At 68.2% G+C, this 18,660-nt stretch carries 18 protein-coding genes; 9 read left to right on the top strand and 9 right to left on the bottom strand.

Going from position 1 to position 18,660, the window contains the following annotated elements:
* The first annotated feature begins 80 nt into the window (after positions 1-80).
* The 3 genes from ACOCEP_RS32175 to ACOCEP_RS32165 all read left to right on the top strand — a co-directional run bounded on the left by ACOCEP_RS32175 (position 81) and on the right by ACOCEP_RS32165 (position 2,472).
* Complete coding sequence (locus ACOCEP_RS32175; protein ID WP_482332938.1) at positions 81-677, top strand: hypothetical protein; 597 nt, start codon at positions 81-83, stop codon at positions 675-677.
* A gap of 89 nt (positions 678-766) precedes the next feature.
* Positions 767-1,582, top strand: a complete 816-nt coding sequence (locus ACOCEP_RS32170) for an alpha/beta fold hydrolase (RefSeq protein WP_482332937.1) — start codon at positions 767-769, stop codon at positions 1,580-1,582.
* Between the two features lie 23 nt (positions 1,583-1,605).
* Positions 1,606-2,472: a helix-turn-helix domain-containing protein gene (locus ACOCEP_RS32165; protein ID WP_482332936.1), complete on the top strand. Its 867-nt coding sequence runs from the start codon at positions 1,606-1,608 to the stop codon at positions 2,470-2,472.
* Here the strand turns inward: ACOCEP_RS32165 and ACOCEP_RS32160 are convergent, their stop codons facing one another.
* Positions 2,473-4,272, bottom strand: a complete 1,800-nt coding sequence (locus tag ACOCEP_RS32160) for a right-handed parallel beta-helix repeat-containing protein (RefSeq protein ID WP_482332935.1) — start codon at positions 4,270-4,272, stop codon at positions 2,473-2,475.
* A gap of 88 nt (positions 4,273-4,360) precedes the next feature.
* Between ACOCEP_RS32160 and ACOCEP_RS32155 the strand changes: the two genes are divergently transcribed.
* Complete coding sequence (locus ACOCEP_RS32155; RefSeq protein WP_482332933.1) at positions 4,361-5,227, top strand: TetR/AcrR family transcriptional regulator; 867 nt, start codon at positions 4,361-4,363, stop codon at positions 5,225-5,227.
* Positions 5,228-5,288: 61 nt separating this feature from the next.
* Here ACOCEP_RS32155 and ACOCEP_RS32150 read toward each other — a convergent pair whose 3' ends face one another.
* Both ACOCEP_RS32150 and ACOCEP_RS32145 read right to left on the bottom strand, forming a co-directional pair.
* The gene (locus ACOCEP_RS32150; RefSeq protein WP_482332931.1) at positions 5,289-5,522 is read right to left on the bottom strand and encodes a DUF397 domain-containing protein; all 234 of its coding nucleotides are present in this window, start codon (positions 5,520-5,522) and stop codon (positions 5,289-5,291) included.
* The gene (locus ACOCEP_RS32145; RefSeq protein ID WP_482332929.1) at positions 5,512-6,381 is read right to left on the bottom strand and encodes a helix-turn-helix domain-containing protein; all 870 of its coding nucleotides are present in this window, start codon (positions 6,379-6,381) and stop codon (positions 5,512-5,514) included. Before ACOCEP_RS32145 ends, ACOCEP_RS32150 begins: the two co-directional genes overlap by 11 nt.
* Positions 6,382-6,716: 335 nt before the next feature.
* Between ACOCEP_RS32145 and ACOCEP_RS32140 the strand changes: the two genes are divergently transcribed.
* The gene (locus tag ACOCEP_RS32140; protein ID WP_482332928.1) at positions 6,717-7,814 is read left to right on the top strand and encodes a ThiF family adenylyltransferase; all 1,098 of its coding nucleotides are present in this window, start codon (positions 6,717-6,719) and stop codon (positions 7,812-7,814) included.
* 5 nt (positions 7,815-7,819) lie between these two features.
* On the opposite strand, the gene ACOCEP_RS32135 is transcribed toward ACOCEP_RS32140, so the two are convergent.
* Entirely contained in the window at positions 7,820-8,692 is an 873-nt protein-coding gene (locus tag ACOCEP_RS32135) for a helix-turn-helix domain-containing protein (RefSeq protein ID WP_482332926.1), read from the bottom strand.
* Positions 8,693-8,858: 166 nt separating this feature from the next.
* Between ACOCEP_RS32135 and ACOCEP_RS32130 the strand changes: the two genes are divergently transcribed.
* Both ACOCEP_RS32130 and ACOCEP_RS32125 read left to right on the top strand, forming a co-directional pair.
* A complete protein-coding gene (locus ACOCEP_RS32130) occupies positions 8,859-9,059 on the top strand; it encodes a hypothetical protein (RefSeq protein ID WP_482332925.1) in 201 nt (66 codons plus the stop codon).
* 221 nt (positions 9,060-9,280) lie between these two features.
* A complete protein-coding gene (locus tag ACOCEP_RS32125) occupies positions 9,281-10,414 on the top strand; it encodes an SWIM zinc finger family protein (RefSeq protein WP_482332923.1) in 1,134 nt (377 codons plus the stop codon).
* Here the strand turns inward: ACOCEP_RS32125 and ACOCEP_RS32120 are convergent.
* The 4 genes from ACOCEP_RS32120 to ACOCEP_RS32105 all read right to left on the bottom strand — a co-directional run bounded on the left by ACOCEP_RS32120 (position 10,397) and on the right by ACOCEP_RS32105 (position 15,773).
* Positions 10,397-12,847 carry a DUF6493 family protein gene (locus tag ACOCEP_RS32120; protein WP_482332922.1) on the bottom strand — a complete coding sequence of 817 codons (2,451 nt, stop codon included), beginning with the start codon at positions 12,845-12,847 and terminating at the stop codon, positions 10,397-10,399. The two genes, ACOCEP_RS32125 and ACOCEP_RS32120, sit on opposite strands and share 18 nt — an antisense overlap.
* 172 nt (positions 12,848-13,019) lie before the next feature.
* Positions 13,020-14,045: an NAD(P)-dependent alcohol dehydrogenase gene (locus tag ACOCEP_RS32115; RefSeq protein ID WP_482332921.1), complete on the bottom strand. Its 1,026-nt coding sequence runs from the start codon at positions 14,043-14,045 to the stop codon at positions 13,020-13,022.
* Positions 14,042-14,758, bottom strand: a complete 717-nt coding sequence (locus tag ACOCEP_RS32110) for an iron-sulfur cluster assembly protein (protein WP_482332920.1) — start codon at positions 14,756-14,758, stop codon at positions 14,042-14,044. Before ACOCEP_RS32110 ends, ACOCEP_RS32115 begins: the two co-directional genes overlap by 4 nt.
* Position 14,759: 1 nt before the next feature.
* Positions 14,760-15,773 (bottom strand): amidohydrolase family protein, encoded by a 1,014-nt coding sequence (locus ACOCEP_RS32105; RefSeq protein ID WP_482332918.1) that lies wholly within the window; start codon positions 15,771-15,773, stop codon positions 14,760-14,762.
* A 119-nt stretch (positions 15,774-15,892) separates the two neighbouring features.
* On the opposite strand from ACOCEP_RS32105, the gene ACOCEP_RS32100 reads away from it, so the two are divergent.
* Positions 15,893-17,389 carry an AAA-type ATPase lid domain-containing protein gene (locus ACOCEP_RS32100; protein ID WP_482332917.1) on the top strand — a complete coding sequence of 499 codons (1,497 nt, stop codon included), beginning with the start codon at positions 15,893-15,895 and terminating at the stop codon, positions 17,387-17,389.
* Here ACOCEP_RS32100 and ACOCEP_RS32095 read toward each other — a convergent pair.
* Positions 17,386-18,222 (bottom strand): NAD(P)-dependent oxidoreductase, encoded by an 837-nt coding sequence (locus ACOCEP_RS32095; protein WP_482332915.1) that lies wholly within the window; start codon positions 18,220-18,222, stop codon positions 17,386-17,388. The genes ACOCEP_RS32100 and ACOCEP_RS32095 overlap by 4 nt on opposite strands.
* A 52-nt stretch (positions 18,223-18,274) precedes the next feature.
* Here ACOCEP_RS32095 and ACOCEP_RS32090 point away from each other — a divergent pair, with 52 nt between their 5' ends.
* The gene (locus tag ACOCEP_RS32090) at positions 18,275-18,658 is read left to right on the top strand and encodes a MerR family transcriptional regulator (RefSeq protein ID WP_482332914.1); all 384 of its coding nucleotides are present in this window, start codon (positions 18,275-18,277) and stop codon (positions 18,656-18,658) included.
* Positions 18,659-18,660 lie beyond the last annotated feature (2 nt).

Here is an 18,660-nt window from a genome sequence, read left to right as displayed (position 1 = left end):
GATCATTTCGAGTAACAGCTTGAATTCCTCCCGGATCGCACGGCCCTCCAGGCATCTCATGTCACGTAATGTGGAACGCCGTGCCTGACAAAAGACTGTCGGTCGGCCTCTTCGTTGTGGCCGGCGCGCTCGTACTGGCCGCTTGCGACGGCTCTGCCGCGCCGGACGCTGCCACACTCGACCCCACGAAGTGCGCCGACCCGAATTTCGCCGGTACTCACACGGAGTTCTGCGCCGGCAACGCCGCCACCCCGGAAACCCCGGCGACCGAGGCCGCCATCCTGCCCAACGGCTTGAAGGTCCGGATCGTCTCCGCGAGGTCCGAGACCACGGATACGGACGGCTACGACTCCGGCCCGACCGTGAACGTCGTGGTGATGATAACCATCGAGATCACGAATACCGGCAACGCGCCGTTCGCCTTCCCGCCGGCGAAGAGCAACGTCCGCACGGAGTTGTTGTACGGCGCCAACCACGGCAAGGCGACGAACTCGGCCGTTCAGAAGGGAAACTCCACCGGCCTGCCGGAGCAGCTCGTCGCGGGCGGCTCGGTGACGATGACGTCGACCTTCACGATGCGCGCCGGGGGCGCGGACAACGTCGTTTTCCGGTTCAACCCCGACAGCGCCACCACGGACGACATCACCTTCACGAACGTCCAGACCTTGTACAAGTAGCGCTCACCCGCCCCTTCCCGGCCCGGGTCGGCGTCGCGGGGAACATTTGTCCAAGACCGAAGGCCGGCTGCCCGGGCATCGTCTCGGGCATGAGTGAGTACGACGTCAAGCAGTCGCAAAGGATGCACGTGGTCCATGAGGGCCCGCGACAGGCGCCGCCGCTGGTGCTCGTCCACGGCTCGGGAGCTTCGGGCGCTTGTTGGGGGCCGATGGTCCCAGCGCTCGCCAAGCACCATCACGTCATTCGAGTCGACCTTCCCGGCTGTGGCCAGTCTCCGCCCGCGACGGCGTACGACGTGCCCGCGCAGGCGGATCGCGTGGCGGCGGTCCTCGACGGCCTCGGCCTCGGTCAGGTCGCCGCGGTCGGGCATTCCAGCGGCGGCTACGTCGTCACGGCGCTGGCCGAACAGCGCCCCGATCTGGTGGGTTCACTCGCGCTGATCAGCACCGGCCCGAGTCCCGACGCGCTGCTTCCGCAGCCGCTCATCCTTCGGGTCCTGCTGGCCCCGCCGCTCGGCAGCCTGGTCTGGGCAAGGCGTTCGAAAGCGATGATCCGTGGCGGAATCCGGGCGACGGCCGCTCGCCCGGTGGACGTTCCGGACGACTTGATCGCCGACCTGCGGGGCATCACGTACCGCACGATGAGGGCGGTGTTGAGCCGGAACAGCGCGTATCTCGCCGAACGAAGCATGCCCGAGCGTCTCGCCGACCTCGACGTCCCGGTGCTGGTGATCTTCGGTGCCGCCGACCCCCGGTGGGATCCGTCCTCGGCGCACCAGTACGACTCGGTGCTGGCGGCGCGGGTCGAGCTGATGGCCGGAGTCGGGCATCTGCCGATACTGGAAGCACCGGAGGAAACCAGCAGGCTGCTGCTGGACTTCGCGGCCACGGTCCGCCGTCGGTGATTTCGGAGGCCTAATCTGGTCGTATGTCGTCAACCGGGACATCACCCGACTGGGCGGAGGTGGACATCGCCGTTCCGCGCCGGTCAGCCCGGCTGCCGGGGGTCAGTATGGCCGGGTTCCGGCAACGCGTCCCCGGTGCCGCCGACATCGCCATGGTTCCGCATCCCTCCGTCAGCCTGTTCGTCGACCTGACCGAGGGAACGGGGCTCGTCTACGACACGCACGGCCGGCGCGAGCGCGGCACTGTCGTGATCGGGCTCCTCCCTGGCGAGCTTCGGACCGTTGGCTCAGGCTCGGCGATCGAGTGTCTCCAGATCCGGCTGTCGCCGCCGGTGGCGGCCAAGGTGCTCGGCGCGGCGACCGAGTTCAGCGGGACGGTGGTATCGCTGGAAGATGTCTGGGGCCGCGACGCCGAGCGAGTCGAAGACAGGTTGCGCGGCGCCGCGACGTGGGACGAGCGGTTCGCGATCGCGTCGAGAATCCTCGGCCGCCGGCTGGACTCTCACCCACCGGTCGATCCGGAAGTCGCCCACACCTGGCGGCGGATGCGCGCCGGCCGGGGGCGGGTACGGGTCGACGGCCTGGCCGAGGAGGTCGGCTGGAGCCGCAAGCGCCTATGGTCCCGCTTCGGGGCCCAGCTCGGTACCACACCCAAACGCGCCGCCCGGCTGGTGCGCTTCGACCATGCCGCCCACCTGCTCGCGGCCGGTCACGCCCCGGCCGGCGTAGCCGCCGACAGCGGCTACGCCGACCAGTCCCACCTCCACCGTGAGGTCAAGGCGATCACCGGAGTCCCGCCCGCCGCCGTGGCCGCCGCACCGTGGCTCGCGATCGACGACGTCGCGTGGCCGGATCGGTTCTCCGGGACTCACGCCCGGCAGGTACGGTGATCATCGCTCCAGGCCGCGCCGTCCCGCTCGCGCGAGAATGTCCGCGCCCGCCGGGTCGGCTTGGACGGCTTCGTCGAAGTCTTCCTTCGGCAGCACGGAATTCCCGGCCACGGTCACTGTCTCGGGCGGGGTGTCGTAGCCGTCGGGCAGGACGTCCCAGAAGTTGCCGACGAAGGTGACGTTCTCCATCGGCGGACCCACCTGGAGCACGATCGGGGTGTCGGCCCGGCAGACGACGTTGCCGAGAATGGTGATCCACGCCGCGCCGTAGTCGGCGTACAGCCCGAAATTGTACGAGGTGAGGACATCGCGGACGACGTTCCCGCGGACCAGCGCCCCGCTCGCGAACGACGAGCCCTGTGGGGCCGACAGGTAGATCCCGCCGCCGTCCATCAGCTTCCCCATGCTGCGTTCGACCAGGTTCGAGACCACCTGGGTGCCCGTGGTCTTCTCGCCACCGGTGATCACGATGCCGTTGTGCGGGACGTCGTGGATCTCGTTGTGGGCCACGGTGGTCTCCGCGGACTCGAAGACGACGACGGCGGGGGAACCGCGAAACTCGGTGCCGATGTGGTGGACGAGGTTGTCCTCGATGGAGACCCGGGTACCGGCGTGGACGGCGATCCCGCTGCCCGAGATCTCGTCGAAGACATTCGACCGCACATCGACCTCGGTACCGCCCTCGATCAGGAGCGCTCCCGCGCCGAGCCGGGTGAAGTGGTTGCCCTCCAAGGTGACCCGGCTTACCGACGTGAGGCTGACATTGGCCGGCAACTGGGAGGGCTCGGCCGGCACATGGACGTAGCCCACGTCTGCGCCGAGGTCGATCTTCTGGAACTCGCCCTGCTCGTAGCGTGAGTTGCCGTGATAGTGCAGGTAACCGCCGGCGCGGGCGACGCCGGACCAGGCCGCGTCGGTGAAGGTGAAGCCACGCAGTGCCAGATCGTGCACGCCCTGCCCGCTGATGAGCGACTCGAGCATCGGGGCGACGATCTTGGTCTTGCCGATCTCTTCGCCGGGGCGCGGACGGTAGTGCAGGACGTGGCAGTCCCGTTCGGAGCGGCTGACGGCGAAGGTTCCCGGCTCGGTCAGGAAGGCCACATTGTTCTCGAGCACCGACGGCGCGGCGAGACCGTCCCAGGTCCCGTCTCCGCCCGCGCCGTACCACTTCGAGTCGTAGAGGGATTTGGCGTGATCGAAGGCGGGCTGGGCCATGGTGACGGTGGTGGAGGCGGCGTCGCCGGTGATCGAAGCGACCGTGAGGCGCGCTTCGGACCACGGATAGACGCCGGGATAGACGAACTCCAGGCTGGACGGGTCCGGCCACGATTGCGGTTTCGTGCTGTCCGTGACGTAACCGGTCGCTGTTTTCGTCACGTTTCCGGGGAGCCCTGCGACCCGGGCCGCCCGGGCAGCGGGGCGGCCGTCCACGGTGAGCCGACGTGGGGCGACGTCGCCGATCGGTGCCGTCCAGACGCCGTCGTGGCCCGTCGTCCAGCCGGTGACTTCGCGTCCGCCGCTGAGCTCGACCTTCGCCTGTCCGGGCGTTCCGTAGCCGTCCGCCTGGTAGATCACGCGGAAACCGTGCGTGCCGGAATCGCCGGACGCGTCGTCGAAAGCCAGCGGTTCTTCGAGACGGTGGACACCCGCGTCGAAGGTGACGATGATGTCGCCGGTCATTCCGGCCGTGGCGGCACGGACGGCTCGTTGCGCTGCTTTCGGGGTGGCGAACGGCCGGTCGGCGGTGCCCGCCCAGTCGTCTCTGCCCTCGGGGGACACGAAGAACCTGATTTCAGGCATGCTGAAGCGCTCCTGCCGAGTGGTTTATGGGATATACTGAGGTTTATCAGCTAAACACGAACGAGTGACGAGCGTCAAGGGAGCACGGGTGGCGGAAGACGACGCGCAGCCGGATCCGGAGCGTGCGATCGAGCTGCTGTGGGGAGCTCCCGAGCCGGAGCGGCCGGGGCTGAGTCTCGGCCGGATCGTCGCGGCGGCCGTCGAAGTCGCGGACGAGGACGGGCTGGCCGCCTTGTCGATGCGCAAGGTCGCGGAGCGGTTCGGCACCACCACCATGTCGCTCTACCGGTACGTTCCCGGCAAGGCGGAGCTGGTCGAACTGATGCGCGACGCCGTGTACGGCAGGTTTCCGATGGAGCCGTCGGACGGTCTCGGCTGGCGAACAGGCCTCGAACGCTGGGCACGGCGGGCGTGGGAGATGCATCGCCGGCACCCGTGGCTGGTCGACAGCGCCGGGAGCCGTCGTCTGCCCGGGCCGAACATCATGACCGGATACGACCACGCGCTCGACGTGGCTTCCCGGAGCGGTCTGGCGCCGGCGCAGGTGATCGCGGTCGTGAATCTCGTGGGCGGATTCGTGGAGTCCGTCGCGCGTCAGGCGGGGGAGACCGCGGAGCTTCAGCGCCGCACGGGTGTGTCCCATGAGCGCTGGTGGAGCGAGCGTGAGTCGCTTTTCGAGCGGCTGGACGCTTATCCGGCCCTGGAGCGCCTGTGGAAGGACGGTGGGATGGACGCTCCGCTCGACCAGTTCGAGTTCGGGTTGCAGCGCACTCTCGACGGCGTGCAGGCGCTCGTCGAAGATCAGGTTCGTGAGGTAATGCGTGACGAAAGAGAGTCTGGTGGATGCGCGGTCTGCGGCAAGGAGCTGGACGGGGGCAGGCGGGGCAGGCCTCGGGACTACTGCTCCAGGGCGTGCCAGCAGCGTGCGTATCGCCGCCGCCAGGCTGGTTCTTGACGTCCGGAGGTGGTGATCCGTCCCGCCGCCGAGAGCCGGCGGCGGGACGGATCACGACCGGTCAGGAGAGCAGGTGGTCGAACTCGCCGTTCTTCGCGCCGAGAACGAAGGCCTTGATCTCGTGCGGTTCGAAAACAAGGACGGGGCTGGTCTCGCCGAGCTTCGAATCGCGAACGCCCACGTAGCCCTCTACGGAGTCGTTGACTTCGACGCAACCGTTCGCGCCGGCGCTGTAGCTCGATTTCCACCAGCCGGAAAGGCCGAGCAGGGTGGGACGAGAAGAATCATTGTTCATTGAGATCCCTTGCCAAGTTTTGAATGAAAGACCGTGTCCGCCCAGGATCCTCCGCTTGTGCCTGTAGCCGTTCGAAAGTGCTGCGAAATCGGCGGAGGTCTTCGGTTTCCTCGTAATAGAGGCCTTCGCGTCGGTTCTCGACGTACACGGTTCCGGGATCACCGCCGAATTCGGACGGGTAGTCCAAAAGAATGAACATACCGTCCGAGGCGCCGTGGGCGCCCGCGGTGAAGGGGAGCACTTGAATGTCGATGTTCGGCCGTTCCGACAGTTCGGTCAAGTGCTCCAGTTGATCACGCATGACCGCCGGCCCGCCTACTTGGCGGCGCAGGACGCTCTCGTCCAGGATCGACCAGATATGCGGTGCATCCCCAGGGCGGTCCAATATCTCTTGACGCGCCATCCGCAAGTCGACCATGGTTTCGAGTTCGGCCTTGTTGTTCCAGCGCCTGCCTTCTCGCATGATGGCGAGCGCGTAATCACGAGTCTGGAACAAGCCGGGCAGTACGACCAGGTCGACGGTGCTGATCCGGGCGGCACCGGTTTCCAGGCCCAAATAGAGGTTGAACCAGTCGAACACCCCGTGATCGAAGTTGATCCACCAGTCGCGTCCGCGTTTCGCCCGCTTTGTCAGGTCACGGAAGAACGATGCCCTCTCGGGCACTCCGTAGAAATCGAGCAGGATTTCCAGGTCGGCGGGCGCGGGCAGGTTACGCGAGGTTTCGATATGTGCGATGACCGTCGTGGCCTTGCCGATGCGCTCGGCCGCGGCGGTCCGGTCGTAGCCCGCCGCTTCCCGGAGACGCTTCATCTCGAGCGCGATCCAGCGCTTGATGGCGGTGGGGGTCAGCGTGCCCACGCACCGACCACCTCCTCCCTGTGTTGTCACGGAAAGTGACCCCAGTATCACCCGTATAGCCCAGAGAGAGCCAGTAGACCATAGTGAATGTATAGCTCTACATTTAAGCTCTCTACATCAGGGCACTCTACATTGTAGAGCCGGTCCCGCCTCCGGGCGGGTCGAAAACCCGGGAGGGGGCGGACGCGATGGGTGAGGCCGCGGTTGTCCGGCCCGTCCCGCTTGGTCGGGGGAGAGGGGGTGTCCGGCGATGATCGAAATCGTGATGGTGGAGCGTGCTGACGCGATCCGCCACGTTTACAGCGGAGACAACGGTTGACCGAGGAGGGGTTCCGGTGCGTCCACGTATCAAAGACGAGCACCGCCCGGTCCGGTTCGGCGACGGTTGGATCCGGATCGGCGGGGAGGTGTTCGGTATCGCCGCCGAGTTGAGGGACTCGGACGGCGCCGTGTGGGCGCTACTGGAACTCCTCGACGGCACGCGAACGGTGAGCCAGGTCGTCGCCGACCTGGCTCGTCTGGTTCCCGGCACCTCTCCCGAAGAGGTCGCCGCGGCCGTCGAAAAGCTCGCCGAACTCGGGTATGTCGAGGATGCCGACGAGCCGACGTGCACCGCGCTGAGTGAGCGGCAGCTCGAACGCCACTCGAGAAGCCGGTCGCTGTACCGGTGGATCGATCTGACGCGAAGAACATCGAGCTGGGATTTCCAGGTCCTCCTGGCGAGGGCGCGGGTCGTGCTGGTCGGCGTGGGCGGCGTCGGGTGCACGGCGGCGCTCGGGCTGGTGATGTCGGGGGTGGGGCGGCTTCACTGCGTCGAGCCGGACGTGGTCGAACTTTCCAATCTCGGCCGCCAGATCCTTTACACCGAGGACCATCTGGGCCTGCCGAAGGTGGACGTGGCGGTGGAAAGGTTGCGCGCGGCCAACTCGGATGTCGAGGTCACCGGGGAGCCGACGCGGATCGAGAACGCGGCTTCCCTGCGCAGACTGGCCGCCGGCTGTGACGTCTTGATCATGACCGCCGATCGTCCGCCGGAGATCCGGACCTGGACGAACCAGGCGTGCGCTTCGACCGGCACGCCCTGGGTGTACGGGGGTTACCACGGCCCGCAGGTCAATCTGGGTGTGTACCGCCCGGGCGCGGGGCCGTGTTACGAATGCGCACGGCTCGCCGAGCGTGATCGCGACGCCGCGCGGCCGCCGCTGGCGACGTGGCGCCCGGCCGCGAGTATCCCGGCGCACGCGGCCAACGCGGTGACGGCCGGTGTCGCGGGGAACCTGGTCGCGCACGCGGTGATGCGCCTGATCACGAACGCGCCGAAGCTCGCGCTGAACTGTCAGTACGGTTTCAGTCTCGCCACGATGGACCACAGCTTCGTCACCAGCCTGGAGCGGCCGCACGCGGAGTGCCGGACGTGCCTGGCCGCCGGATGATCGGGTCAGCCGTCTTCGGTCAGTCGTCGTGACACGCTCCGGATCAGCCGCGCGGCCGCGTCGCCGGACAGCGCTTCGGCGTGCAGCGTGCCGAACATGTGCTCGTACAAGGCGATCTCGTCGGTGTCCCTGATCAAGTGCTCGCCGGCGAACAGCTCCACCACGACGAGTTCGGCGTCATAAATGCTGAATCCGTGCAGCGGGGCGATCGGCACGGCCTTGCTGAAGGGAAGAATTCGCAGGTCGACGGTGCGCAGGCCGGCAAGTGAATGGAGCCGGTCCAGCTGGCCGAGCTGTGTGTCGAGATCGCCGACCCGGATCCACAGTGCGGCCTCTCCGATCACCAGCGGCATCGCTTTGCCCGGGTCGTGAAGTCGCGCTTGCCGTTCGATCCGGATGGCCACCATGCGCTCGATGTCCGCTTCCGAGGCGCCACCCGTGCGTGCCGGGCCGGAGGGAAGCGCGAGCAGTTCTCGCATGAAACCCGGTGTCTGCACCAGTCCGGGAAGCAGTGCCGGTTGGAACGTGGCGACTCGGCTCGCCCGCTGTTCCAGTTCGAGGACGGATCGCTGTTTGGCGGCGGCTCCACCGGGTTTGCGGAACTCGTCGCGGAACGACACCGATTCGACACGGGCACGTTTGAGCAGTTCGAGAACCTGCTCCTCCTGGTCGCCGGCGCTCGCCGCGGCGAGCCAGTCGGCGATGTCGTCGCCGGTCGGGAACTGCACGGCGGTTTCGATCTTGGACACTCGTGACTGGGGCCAGCCGAGGTTCTTGGCGAACTGGTTGCCGGACAGGCCGGTGGCCGCCCGGAGCTCGCGGAGTTTCGTGGCGAGCCGGACGCGGTCGGAGCCGGGATGGGGCGACGACGTGGGCATGATCTTCTTTCGCGGGGTCGGGGCGAAGTGGAGCTGCTGCTCGTTGCGCGATCATGCTACCCCCGCACAGCGCTAGAGCGCGAATAGTACACGAATAGCCGAATCAAGTGTGCATAGCTTGGGAATAGAATCGAGGGATCGTACCGGCCGGACCAGGGGAGGGCCGATGTTCGCCAACTGGATTCAGATCGCCGAACTCGCACTGCTGCCACTGGGCTTGGGAATCGGCTATGCGGCAGGGCGGACCTGCCGCCGAGAGGAGCGGATGTCCTTTCGCGACGGGTCCACGATCACCCATCCCGGCTTGGCCGCGGAATATCAGCACCCGGCCCCGGACGTGGGGGCCGACTGGAGAACTGCCCGGTAGCCGAATCCAGGGGAGGGGAGCACCTCGCACGGGTGAAGCCTCCGGGTGGGGGAGGTAGACGGCGGGCCCCGAAACCCGCGCCGGGGTCCGCCGTCGACACTCGCACCCGACTGTCCGTCAAAGTGTATAACGACCTATTCGGCCTGGCGAAGAGCAAGATCAACTCAGCCTGCCGGAAAAGACCGGCAAGGACTGTCGGGGGTCTTGGCTAGGGTTGCCCGATGATCACCGAGGTCTTGCTGGAACAGCCCGACGAGGACGTCCGGACGCCGGTGCTCTTCAAGGGTTTCCTGGAACCCGGAGCGCAGGCGGCGCAGGCGTTGCTCGTGCTGGGAAAGGTCGCCCGCACCCGGTTCTGGATGCCGCCGTCCATGGTGAACCGCCTCGTCGCCGAGTCCGATCCGGTGTTCACCGCGGACGGGACGACGTTGCGAGTGGAAGCCTTTTCCCCGTGCTGCGGTCTGTACGCCAGGCTCGATCTGCCGGGTGTCGGTGACCTCGGCGCCGGCTGTACGAACGTCGATTTGTCCGACGCGACTCGGACCGTCCTCGCGGGTGTCGTGGCGGAGGATCCCTTGCACCTGACCGTTCGCGGTGAGGGAATCCGCCTTCGCACGCTGGACGGGCAGAACGACGAGTCCGTGGTGCCGCTGCCGGACCGCTGGGTGGCGGGTTTCGCCGAAGTCGCCGCTCTCACGGCTGGCGCCGTGGAGAAGGCGAAGCTGGGCAAGGCGGAGGCGCGGAACTTCCTGAGGCGGCTTCCCGCCGCCGGCGGCCGGTCATGGGCGGTGGCGTCCGGCCGTGGGCTCCGGTTGGCCTCGCGGCCGGGACCCGGCTCGATCCCGGCGACCGGCTTGCCTCGGCTGCGAGTGATCGAGCCGCTCGTCAGGTTCGCTCGAGAGCTGACCGTCTACACGCGACCGGACAGCGAGGTCGCCACCTGGGTGGTCCAGCTGGACCGGGCGCGGCTCGTCGTCACGCTGTCTCCGGAGCCGTCCCGCGGCTTCTCGGGCGAAGGCGGCTGGCTGAACTCGCTGGCCGCCGGGCTCGAAGCGGCGGAGCTCGTGGCGGGCCGTGGCGGTCACGACGTCGTCGACGGCACATGGTTCCCGCGTGAACTTCCGAGCGGGAACGCTCCGGCGAACGGTCGTCTCGCGAAGGCTCGCGAGCTCGTCGCGGCCGGGGCCGTCCGCCTCTTGCCGGACGGTGGCTACGAGATCACGCGCGCCGGTTCCGTGCAGCGCGTCCGGCTTTCGCCTGCCGGGTGCACCTGTGCGTGGTGGGCCAAGCATCGGGAGAGCAGAGGGCCGTGTTCGCACGTCCTGGCGGCCCGGTTGTCATCCGCGGAGTCGTGACGCCGCCTTCGCCGCTTTCGAGCTGCCTTTGAAGCGCGTCAGCCACTCCTTTGTTTCGGCGCTGATCGTCCCCGCTCCGCGTTCCACGAGGTCCGCGGCGAGTTCCAGGAGCGCGAAGATTCCGCGCGTCGAATGCTCCAGCTCCGGCAGCAAGGTGTCCAGTGTGGACAGAACGGCTACCGGGTGTTCGTTCGCGATGATCGAGAGCCGCGAAGCGAGCCTTGGTGCGATGAGGTAGCGGCCGAGCACTCCCAGCGCCGCACCGAGTGCTCGGGGGCCGAGCATTCGCCGGTCCAGAAGGGTCAGCGTGATGTCCGTGCCCAGCTGGGCGGCGGTGGAGCGTTTCAGGGTGAGGGTGGTGGCGATGAGCATCGTGCCCGGGAAGCCCGGGATCGAAGGGCGGTCCAGAAACGGGGGTAGTGCGGCCTTCTCGACGGGATAGCCGAATTCGGTGTCGTTGAAGAAGAGGCTTCCGGCGACGGTGGCTTCGATGTGGTCCCGGTCGTAGGGAGAGGCGACAGCTTCGTGGCATTCGGTGAAGCCGAGCCATTCGGGGGCCGGACCATCGAACGGCACGCCCAGCCAGGGAACTTTCGGCGTGGCCGGCTCCGGAGTCGGTTCGATGGCAAGTGTGATCAGGTTGTATCGGCCGCTGGGGCCGGCTTTCGCCGTCCAGGTGAGCGGTGGCGCGGGTTCCCCTCGGAGCGCGGCGGCGGGGTCGGCTGATTCCGGGTGCCGGGCGCGGGCGGCGGCGAGGGCGATCCAGCCGCTTTCTTCGATGGCCGGTCCGCCGAGTGCGTAGCGGATGCTGTCGGCGTGTGGCCCGGTGAGGTCGGAGGCGAGTGCGAGGGCTTCGGGTCTGGTGTCCGGGGCGAGCCGGAGGAGGGCGTCGACGACGTCGTCTTCGGCCGCGTCGGGGTGTTGGAGCATGCGGGCGACGAACACGACGGGATCGAGCCAGCCGCCTTGGTGGGTGGCGGCGGAGACGGGGGTGGCGGTGCCTTCGAGCAAGGCGGTGACCCGGTGGTGGAGCGGTCGTCGCCAGCCGTCGACCTGGGGTGGGTGCGGCACGTCGTGGCCGGTCAGGCCGAGGACGAGGGTGGCGATCATCTTCGGCACGGCCGCGCTGTGCCGCTGGTCGGCGATTCTGGTGGCGCGTTTCACCAGTGGTTTGAGGGCGTCCTGGAGTTCGTCCGCGACGCGGTGGGCGCCGTCGAGGGCGGCCAGGAGGAGGTCGGCCTGGTCGGGGTCGGCGAGCAGGGAGGAGAGGGCTTCCGCGACCGCGGCCGGGGTGTCGGGGATCTCGAGCGGGCTGGTGAGGGTTTTGCGCTGGTCCCAGGGTGGCCGGGCGGGCTCCGGGTGATCGGCGGTCTCGATGGCGGGTGCCTCGTCGGGGGTGACGCCGAGCCGGGTGATGGCGAGGGCGCGGACGTCGGAGGCTTCGTGGGTGAGTGCCGCTTCGAAGACTTCGTGGGCGAGCTCGCCGAGTTCGGGCCGTCGGTCGGCGATGCGGCCGGCGAGTTTGAGTGCGCGTGTGGCGGTTGCGGCGCCGCGTCCGGCCGCCGCGGCGGGGAGGTGCTGGAGCGCGACTTCGTCGTCGAGCGTGCCTTGTTTGTCCACAAGGGACAGTGCTTTGACGGCGAAGGAGACGGTGCGTGGGAGGCCGCTTCCGCACAGCCGGGCGTAGCGGTGTTGTGCCTTGGTGCGTTCGTCCGGGGTGGGGTCGAGTGCTTCGTGGAGTGCGGCGTACCACTGGGCGCGGAAGGCGGCGAAGTCGCGGGCGAGGATGTCGAGGGTGAGGTCGAGCAGTCTGGTGCGGTCGATTTCGCCGGTCTCGGTGAGTTCGAGCAGCGCGGTGGACCACTTGTCTTCGTCGCGGACGTACTTGTCGAAGGCGGCGAAGCTGGCGTCTCCGTTGCCTTCGATGGTGAGAAGTTCCCAAAGTTCGGTGAGGGCTTCGGGTTCGGTTCTGAGCCGTTCGGCCAGGGGTTTGCCGCCGAAGCGTCCGGCCCAGCGGAACCAGCCGGCGTGGTACTCCGGTGTGCGGATGGGTTCGAGGTCGCCGTCGAGGATCATGCGGCGGACCGCTTCCCACGCGGTTTGGTGGCCGATCATGCGTTGCGCGATCGTCTTGCGTTCGGCGAGTGGCCGGTCCCGCAGGACACGGTCGAGGATCGTGGGTGAGGCGATCCAGAGTTTGCGGAGCAGGGGGTCGCTCGCGGGGAGGACGGCCAAGAGCGCGGTGGCGGCTTGCTGGCCCTTGAGCGGGTTGCGGGCGCCGTAGGTGTTGGGCCGGATCTCGATGAACTCGCTGCTGTCCTTGAACGTGGCCAGGAGTTCGGGGACGAGGGCTTTCCGCTCGGCGCGGGTGAGTGCGAGGGTCCGGGTGAGGACTTCCGAGGGTTGGCCGGTGAGGAGCGCGTTCAGCTGCACGGGGCCATTGTGTCGTGAGTGGAGGGGAAGGTCGGAGCCAGCCGGGCCTTGGCGACCGTCACGGGCCGCCGTTCTCCGCCGGCGGACTGCCGAGTGGCGCGAAAGCCACTTTCGGGACATCTGATGTCCCGAAAGTGGCTTTCGCGACATCATTTTCGGAGCGAGTCGTCCGTCAGGGGACGAGGATCGCGCGGCCGCGGATGCGTCCGGCGTCGAGGTCGTCGAGCGCGGTTTGGAACTCTTCGAGCGGATATCGCGCGGTGTGGAGTTTCACGCGGCCTTGTGCGGCTAGGACCATGAGTTCGCAGAGGTCGGTGTAGGAGCCGACGAGGTTGCCGATCAGGTTGATCTCGGTGGAGATGACGTCGATGGTGGGGACGTCGATGTTCTCTCCGTAGCCGACGACGTGGTAGTCGCCCGCGCGGCGCAGCATGGCGAGACCGTCCTTGGTGGCGCCGCCTTCGCCGACGAAGTCGATGACGGTTTCGGCGCCTTGGCCGCCGGTGAGGTCGAGGACCTGGTCGATCTGGGTGCCGTCGGCGATGACGCCGTGGTCGGCGCCGATGCTGACGGCGAGGTCGACGGCGTCGGGGTTGCGGTCGACGACGACGAGTTCGGCGGCGGTGAGGGCTTTGAGCACCTGGATGCCGATGTGGCCGAGGCCGCCGGCGCCGATGACGACGCAGCGGTCGCCGGGCCGGAGCCTGCGGGCGGCTTTCGCCGCGGCGTGGTAGGCGGTGAGGCCCGCGTCGGCGAGGGCGGCGACGTCGGCGGGTTCGAGGGTGTCGTCGATGCGGACGACGCTGCGGGCGGAGGTCTTGAGGTATTCCGCGTAGCCGCCCGCGGTGTCGATGCCGGGGAACTGGGATCGGGCGCAGTGGACGTCGTCGCCGGAGCGGCAGGCGCGGCAGAGGCCGCAGGTGATGAGGGGGTGGACGATGACCTTGTCGCCTTCGCTCACGTTGGTGACCGCGCTGCCGACGGCGTGTACCCAGCCGGCGTTCTCGTGGCCGATCGTGTAGGGGAGGGTGACGCCGGATTTCTCGGCCCATTGGCCTTCGAGGATGTGGAGGTCGGTGCGGCAGACGCCGGCGCCGCCGATGCGGACGATGACGTCGTAGGGGTCGGTGGGTTCGGGTTCGGCGACCTCGGTCAGCTGGAGCTTTTCGTGGTAACCGATGACCTGGATCGCTTTCATGACGCGTGGACCTCCTGGGTTCGGGGTGTCTGGTCTGCGGCGGATTCCGGGTAGCGGGTGCGGAGCAGGCCGCGGCAGAAGTGGGCGTTGCCGTCCATCGAGATGCGGACGGAGCGGGCGAAGCGCAGCCTGAGCGGGATTTCTTCGCGGGGGTAGGGCTTGCCTTGGTCGTCGACGAGGACCGGTGACTCCGGTGCGGTGTCGAGGCCGAGCGCGGCCCGCCGGCGTAGGAGTGCGTGGGTGGTGCGGTGCTCGGGCAGGTCGGCGAGGGTGATCTCGTGGAGCCGGTCTTCGGTCATTTCCGGGTTTTCGCGCAGGAGCCTGGTGAGGGCGCGTTCCATGGCCGCGGTGCAGGCTTTGCGGCGGAAGGTGAGCCGGAGTTCGTCGAGGTCCTGGTCGGCTTCGTCGCCGAAGGTGCCGCGGTAGCCGGCGTCGGCGGCGAGGCCGCGGTTGATGAGGTCGGAGTCGTGGTGGTCGTCGAGGACGACGTGGACCCGGGAGATGCCGTCGAGCGCGGTGAGGACGTCTTTGGCGTCGGAGACCATGAGGTAGGCGAAGTTCGGTGAGCAGAACGACGTCGGGAGCCTCAGGTGGACGGTGACCTCGGTTTCCTCGATGGTCAGGGAGCGGACGAAGCCGAGGTCGGTGATGGGTTCGTCGAGTTCGGGGTCGTAGACGGCGTGGAGTGCGGTGTAGGCGTCGTGTTCGCGCATGTCAGGCCACCGAGACGGCTTGGGTTTCGATGCGCTGGACCTGGAGTTCCGTGGGTACGGGGAGGTCGTACATCGCGGCGGCGTTGAGGCCGAGGATCTTGCGCTTCTGGTCGGTGGTCAGTGGCGCGTACTCGGTCATGTCCTCGGGGATCTGGAAGTCGACGAACCGTTCGACCAGCCATTTCGGGGTCCAGAGCGCGTAGTCGCTGGAGAACTGGATGCGGTCTTCGTCGAGCCAGTAGAGCAGTTCGCCGATGATCTGGGCGAAGTAGCGCGGGCGGGTGTGGATGAACGGCATCGCCACGGCGAGCCCGGCGTGGACGTTGGGTTCCTGGGTGGCGATCCAGCAGAAGTCTTCGAGCCGGGGGAGCCCGCAGTGCTCGACGACGAAGTTGAGGTCGGTGTAGTCGGTGGCGACCTTGTCCACGTCGGCGACGTCGAAGGCGTCGCGGTCGAGCGGGCGGATGGTGGGGCCCTTGTGGATGTGGATGTTGCGGATGCCGAGATCGAGGCAGGTTTCCAGGTAGCGGCGGCACCAGGGGTCGTCGAGTTTGTAGCCGCGGGAGTCGCCTCGCCATTCCGCGGTGTAGAGCTTGACGCCTTTGAGTCCGAAGCGTTCGGCGTCGCGGCGGAGCTGGTCGAGGCCGGCTTGTTCGAGGCGTGGGTCGAAGCAGTGGTTGTAGGTGAGTTTGTCGGGGTGCCGTTCGGTGAGGGCGAAGGCCTCTTCCGTCTGGCCGAAGCCGTTCTTGTAGAAGGCGCCGAGGTGGGCGGGCTGGAAGATGGCGTGGTCGACGTAGCCGTCTTCGAAGAGGTCCTTCATCAGGCGCGCGCCGCCGTAGTAGAGGTATTCCTCGTAGGACCACAGCTCGGATTCCGGGCTGAGGTTGCGGTGGTAGTCGTAGAAGCAGTCGATGAACTGCTTGCCGTGGATGGTGGCCTGGTTCTCCGGCCGGGCGTCCCAGAGCGCGACGTGCGCGTCCACGATGAAGTAGCTCTCGCCGTCCTTGGTGTACATGGGTTTCCTCCGCGTTCGTGACCGCCGTTGGCACGTTGGGGGTGAACGGTAGGGGTGTCGGCGCAGGTCAGGGAGGTGTTCGGTGTCTCAGTTTGAGACATCGACGGGACTGTGTGCCGGTGGCCGCGGACGTACGCTGGCGGAGGTCCGAACGCAGTGTGGCGTCCCGGGAGGTCGATGTGGAGAGCGCGAACGCGGTGATCGCGCCGCGGTTGCGGGCGTCCTGGCAGCGCAGCGCCCGGTACGGCGCGCCGGAGGACGAGGTGCGGCCGGTGTTCACCGGTTCGCTGGACACCGGTTCGCTGCTGTACGAGTGCGGCAACGAGGTGTTGCGCGGCTTGCAGGCGACGTTGGCGAACGAGCCGGTCAGCTTGATGATCACCGACAGTGAGGGTTTGGTGCTGAGCAGGCTGTGCACGGACGCGTCGATCGTGCGGTCGTTGGATCGGGTCCATCTCGCGCCGGGGTTCTACTTCGCGGAGAGCAATGCCGGGACCAATGGGCTGGGTTTGGCGCTGGCCGATCGCGCGCCGACGTTGGTGCGGGCCGCGGAGCATTACTGCACGGGTTTGCGGGGGTACACGTGCGCGGCGGTGCCGGTGCTGGATCCGTTGACCGGTGCGTTGGCGGGGAGCGTGAATCTGACGACGTGGTCGGATCAGTCGTCGGAGTTGCTGTTGGCGTTGGCGCAGGCGGCGGCGGGGAACACGGCGGCGTTGATGCTGGCACGGGCGTCGGGGCGGACTCCGCGGCCGGCGCCGCGCGGTGAGGTGTTCCGGGTGCGGCCTGACCGGTTCGATCCGGCTGAGGTGCCGAGTCTGTCGCCGGGCTGGTCGAACGCGCTCGGTGAGGTGGGTTCGGCGTTGCGCCGTGGGCGGGTGGTCGCTGTCGTCGGTGAGGCGGGGGCGGGGAAGACGGCGCTCGCGTCGGCCGCGCGGCGGGAGTCGTGCCCGAGGGATCGGGTGCTCAACGCGCGTCCGCCGGCGCCGGACGACGTCGACACGTGGTTGACGTTGTGGACTCCGGAGCTGGGGAAGGACGGGACCTGTGTGATCGTCTCGGGGGTGGACACGCTCCCGGCGTGGGCGGCCGCGGAGTTGGCCGGGTTGTTCGCCGAGGCTCGGCGGGAGGGTGAGCCGCCGCCGTTCGTGCTGACGGCGGAGGACGCCGGTGCGATTCCGGAGGCGCTCGCCCCGTTGGTGGAGGTGGTGGTCGAGGTGCCGGCGTTGCGGTTCCGGCCGGACGACATCCTGCCGTTGGCTCACCACTTCGCCCGCCGCGACCGGGGGCGTGAGGTGGTGTTCACCCCGGCCGCGATGCGGGCGCTGGCCGCTTGTGACTGGCCGGAGAACGCCAAGCAGCTGCGCCGGGTGGTGCTGGAGGCGGCGTCGCGGTCGGATGTGATCGACAGCCGTCATCTGCCGGCGGAGGTGTTCTCCGGGGTGGGGCATCGGTTGGGCCGGTTGCAGGCGATGGAGCGGGACGAGATCGTGCGCTGCCTCGCCGAGCCGGGGGCCACCGTGGTCGGTGCGGCGGAGAAGCTCGGGATGGGCCGGGCGACGCTGTACCGGAAGATGGGTCAGTACGGGATCAAGGCGCGGCAGTTCCGGTCTTAGAGTGCGGCGAGCCTGGCGAAGCCGTCGGAGCCGTGGCCGGCGTCGATCGCCTGCCCGACTTGGGTTCGCGCCGCGGTGAGGACTCCGTTGTCGAGTCCTTGCGCACGGATCGCGTCGAGAATGTGGTCCATCGTCGCGGCGGTGGATTCGAGGGTTCCGGCGTCGCCGGCGTAGTTCTGGGTGTCGACCTGCTTGGCGAGGAGGTCGATCATGTCGGGGAAGAAGCCGAGTAGCGCCTTGGCGTGTGCGGCGATCTCGGTGGCGCCGATGTTCTCCGCCTTGGCGAGCGCGAGCATGTGGATCACCCCGCTCATGGAGGTCCAGAGCATGTCCTGCAGGGCCGCGTCGAAGGCTGCGGCCTGGCCGGGGGAGTCGCCGACGTGCTGCGCGTTGTCGCCGAGGGCGGTCAGTGTGGCCCGGTGTGTTCGGTGGACGTCGGCGGGGCCGCTGAAGAACAGGGCCGCGTCCGGTCCGCCGATCGCGTCGGTCGTGGCCATGATCACGCCGTCGAGGTAGTCGATGCCGTGGTCGGCGGCCCAGGTCGCCATCGCGCGGGCCTGCTGTGGTGATCCGCCGCTGAGGTTGACGAGCGTTCGGCCTTTGAGCGCGTCGGCGTCGAGGATCGACTGTGCCACGGCGTAGTCGCGTACGCAGACGATCACGAGCGGGCTCGCCTCGATCGCCTCGGCAGCGGTGGTGGCGACGGTGGCGTCGAGGCCGTTTTCCTTGCCAGGAGTGCGATTCCACACGGTGGTGGGGTGGCCGGCGGCGACGAAAGCGGTGGCGAGGGCGTGGCCCATGGGGCCGAGTCCGAGGACGGTCACGGTGGTCATGGCGGCTAAGCTAAACCTTGACATTGACGTGAGAGTCAAGTCGGGAGTGCGGATGCGGATCGGGGAGCTCGCGCGGCGGGCCGGCGTCAGCGAGCGTGCGCTGCGGTATTACGAGGAGCAGGGTCTGCTCACTCCGGAGCGGCGTCCGAGCGGCTACCGCGTGTACGGGGAAGCCGACGTGGCGGCGGTGCGGCGGATCAGGATCCTGCTCGCGGCCGGGCTGAACACCGCGCAGATCGTCGAGATCCTGCCCTGCATCGTCGACGAGGACGGCTGGCTGACGCCGGATTGCCCGGAACTGGTCGAGGCGCTGCGGCAGCAGCGGAGCCGGATCGACGACGCGATCGGTGAGCTGGAGACCACGCGCGCGAACCTCGACACGATCATCGGCAGCGAAAAGGCGGCCGTGTCCCGGGGGACACGGCCGCCTTCGTGAGG

The organism is Amycolatopsis sp. CA-211722, from assembly GCF_056828465.1.
The sequence above is the reverse complement of the archived record's forward strand: the minus strand, read 5'-3'. Positions and strand labels throughout refer to the sequence as shown.

What these genes read in the sequence shown, in the direction of transcription:
- ACOCEP_RS32170 (WP_482332937.1), top strand. Translation starts at nt 767, where the DNA reads ATGAGTGAGTACGACGTCAAGCAGTCGCAAAGGATGCACGTGGTCCAT.
- ACOCEP_RS32165 (WP_482332936.1), top strand. Translation starts at nt 1,606, where the DNA reads ATGTCGTCAACCGGGACATCACCCGACTGGGCGGAGGTGGACATCGCC.
- ACOCEP_RS32160 (WP_482332935.1), bottom strand. Translation starts at nt 4,272, where the DNA reads ATGCCTGAAATCAGGTTCTTCGTGTCCCCCGAGGGCAGAGACGACTGG.
- ACOCEP_RS32150 (WP_482332931.1), bottom strand. Translation starts at nt 5,522, where the DNA reads ATGAACAATGATTCTTCTCGTCCCACCCTGCTCGGCCTTTCCGGCTGG.
- ACOCEP_RS32135 (WP_482332926.1), bottom strand. Translation starts at nt 8,692, where the DNA reads ATGCCCACGTCGTCGCCCCATCCCGGCTCCGACCGCGTCCGGCTCGCC.
- ACOCEP_RS32130 (WP_482332925.1), top strand. Translation starts at nt 8,859, where the DNA reads ATGTTCGCCAACTGGATTCAGATCGCCGAACTCGCACTGCTGCCACTG.
- ACOCEP_RS32125 (WP_482332923.1), top strand. Translation starts at nt 9,281, where the DNA reads ATGATCACCGAGGTCTTGCTGGAACAGCCCGACGAGGACGTCCGGACG.
- ACOCEP_RS32115 (WP_482332921.1), bottom strand. Translation starts at nt 14,045, where the DNA reads ATGAAAGCGATCCAGGTCATCGGTTACCACGAAAAGCTCCAGCTGACC.
- ACOCEP_RS32110 (WP_482332920.1), bottom strand. Translation starts at nt 14,758, where the DNA reads ATGCGCGAACACGACGCCTACACCGCACTCCACGCCGTCTACGACCCC.
- ACOCEP_RS32105 (WP_482332918.1), bottom strand. Translation starts at nt 15,773, where the DNA reads ATGTACACCAAGGACGGCGAGAGCTACTTCATCGTGGACGCGCACGTC.
- ACOCEP_RS32095 (WP_482332915.1), bottom strand. Translation starts at nt 18,222, where the DNA reads ATGACCACCGTGACCGTCCTCGGACTCGGCCCCATGGGCCACGCCCTC.
- ACOCEP_RS32090 (WP_482332914.1), top strand. Translation starts at nt 18,275, where the DNA reads ATGCGGATCGGGGAGCTCGCGCGGCGGGCCGGCGTCAGCGAGCGTGCG.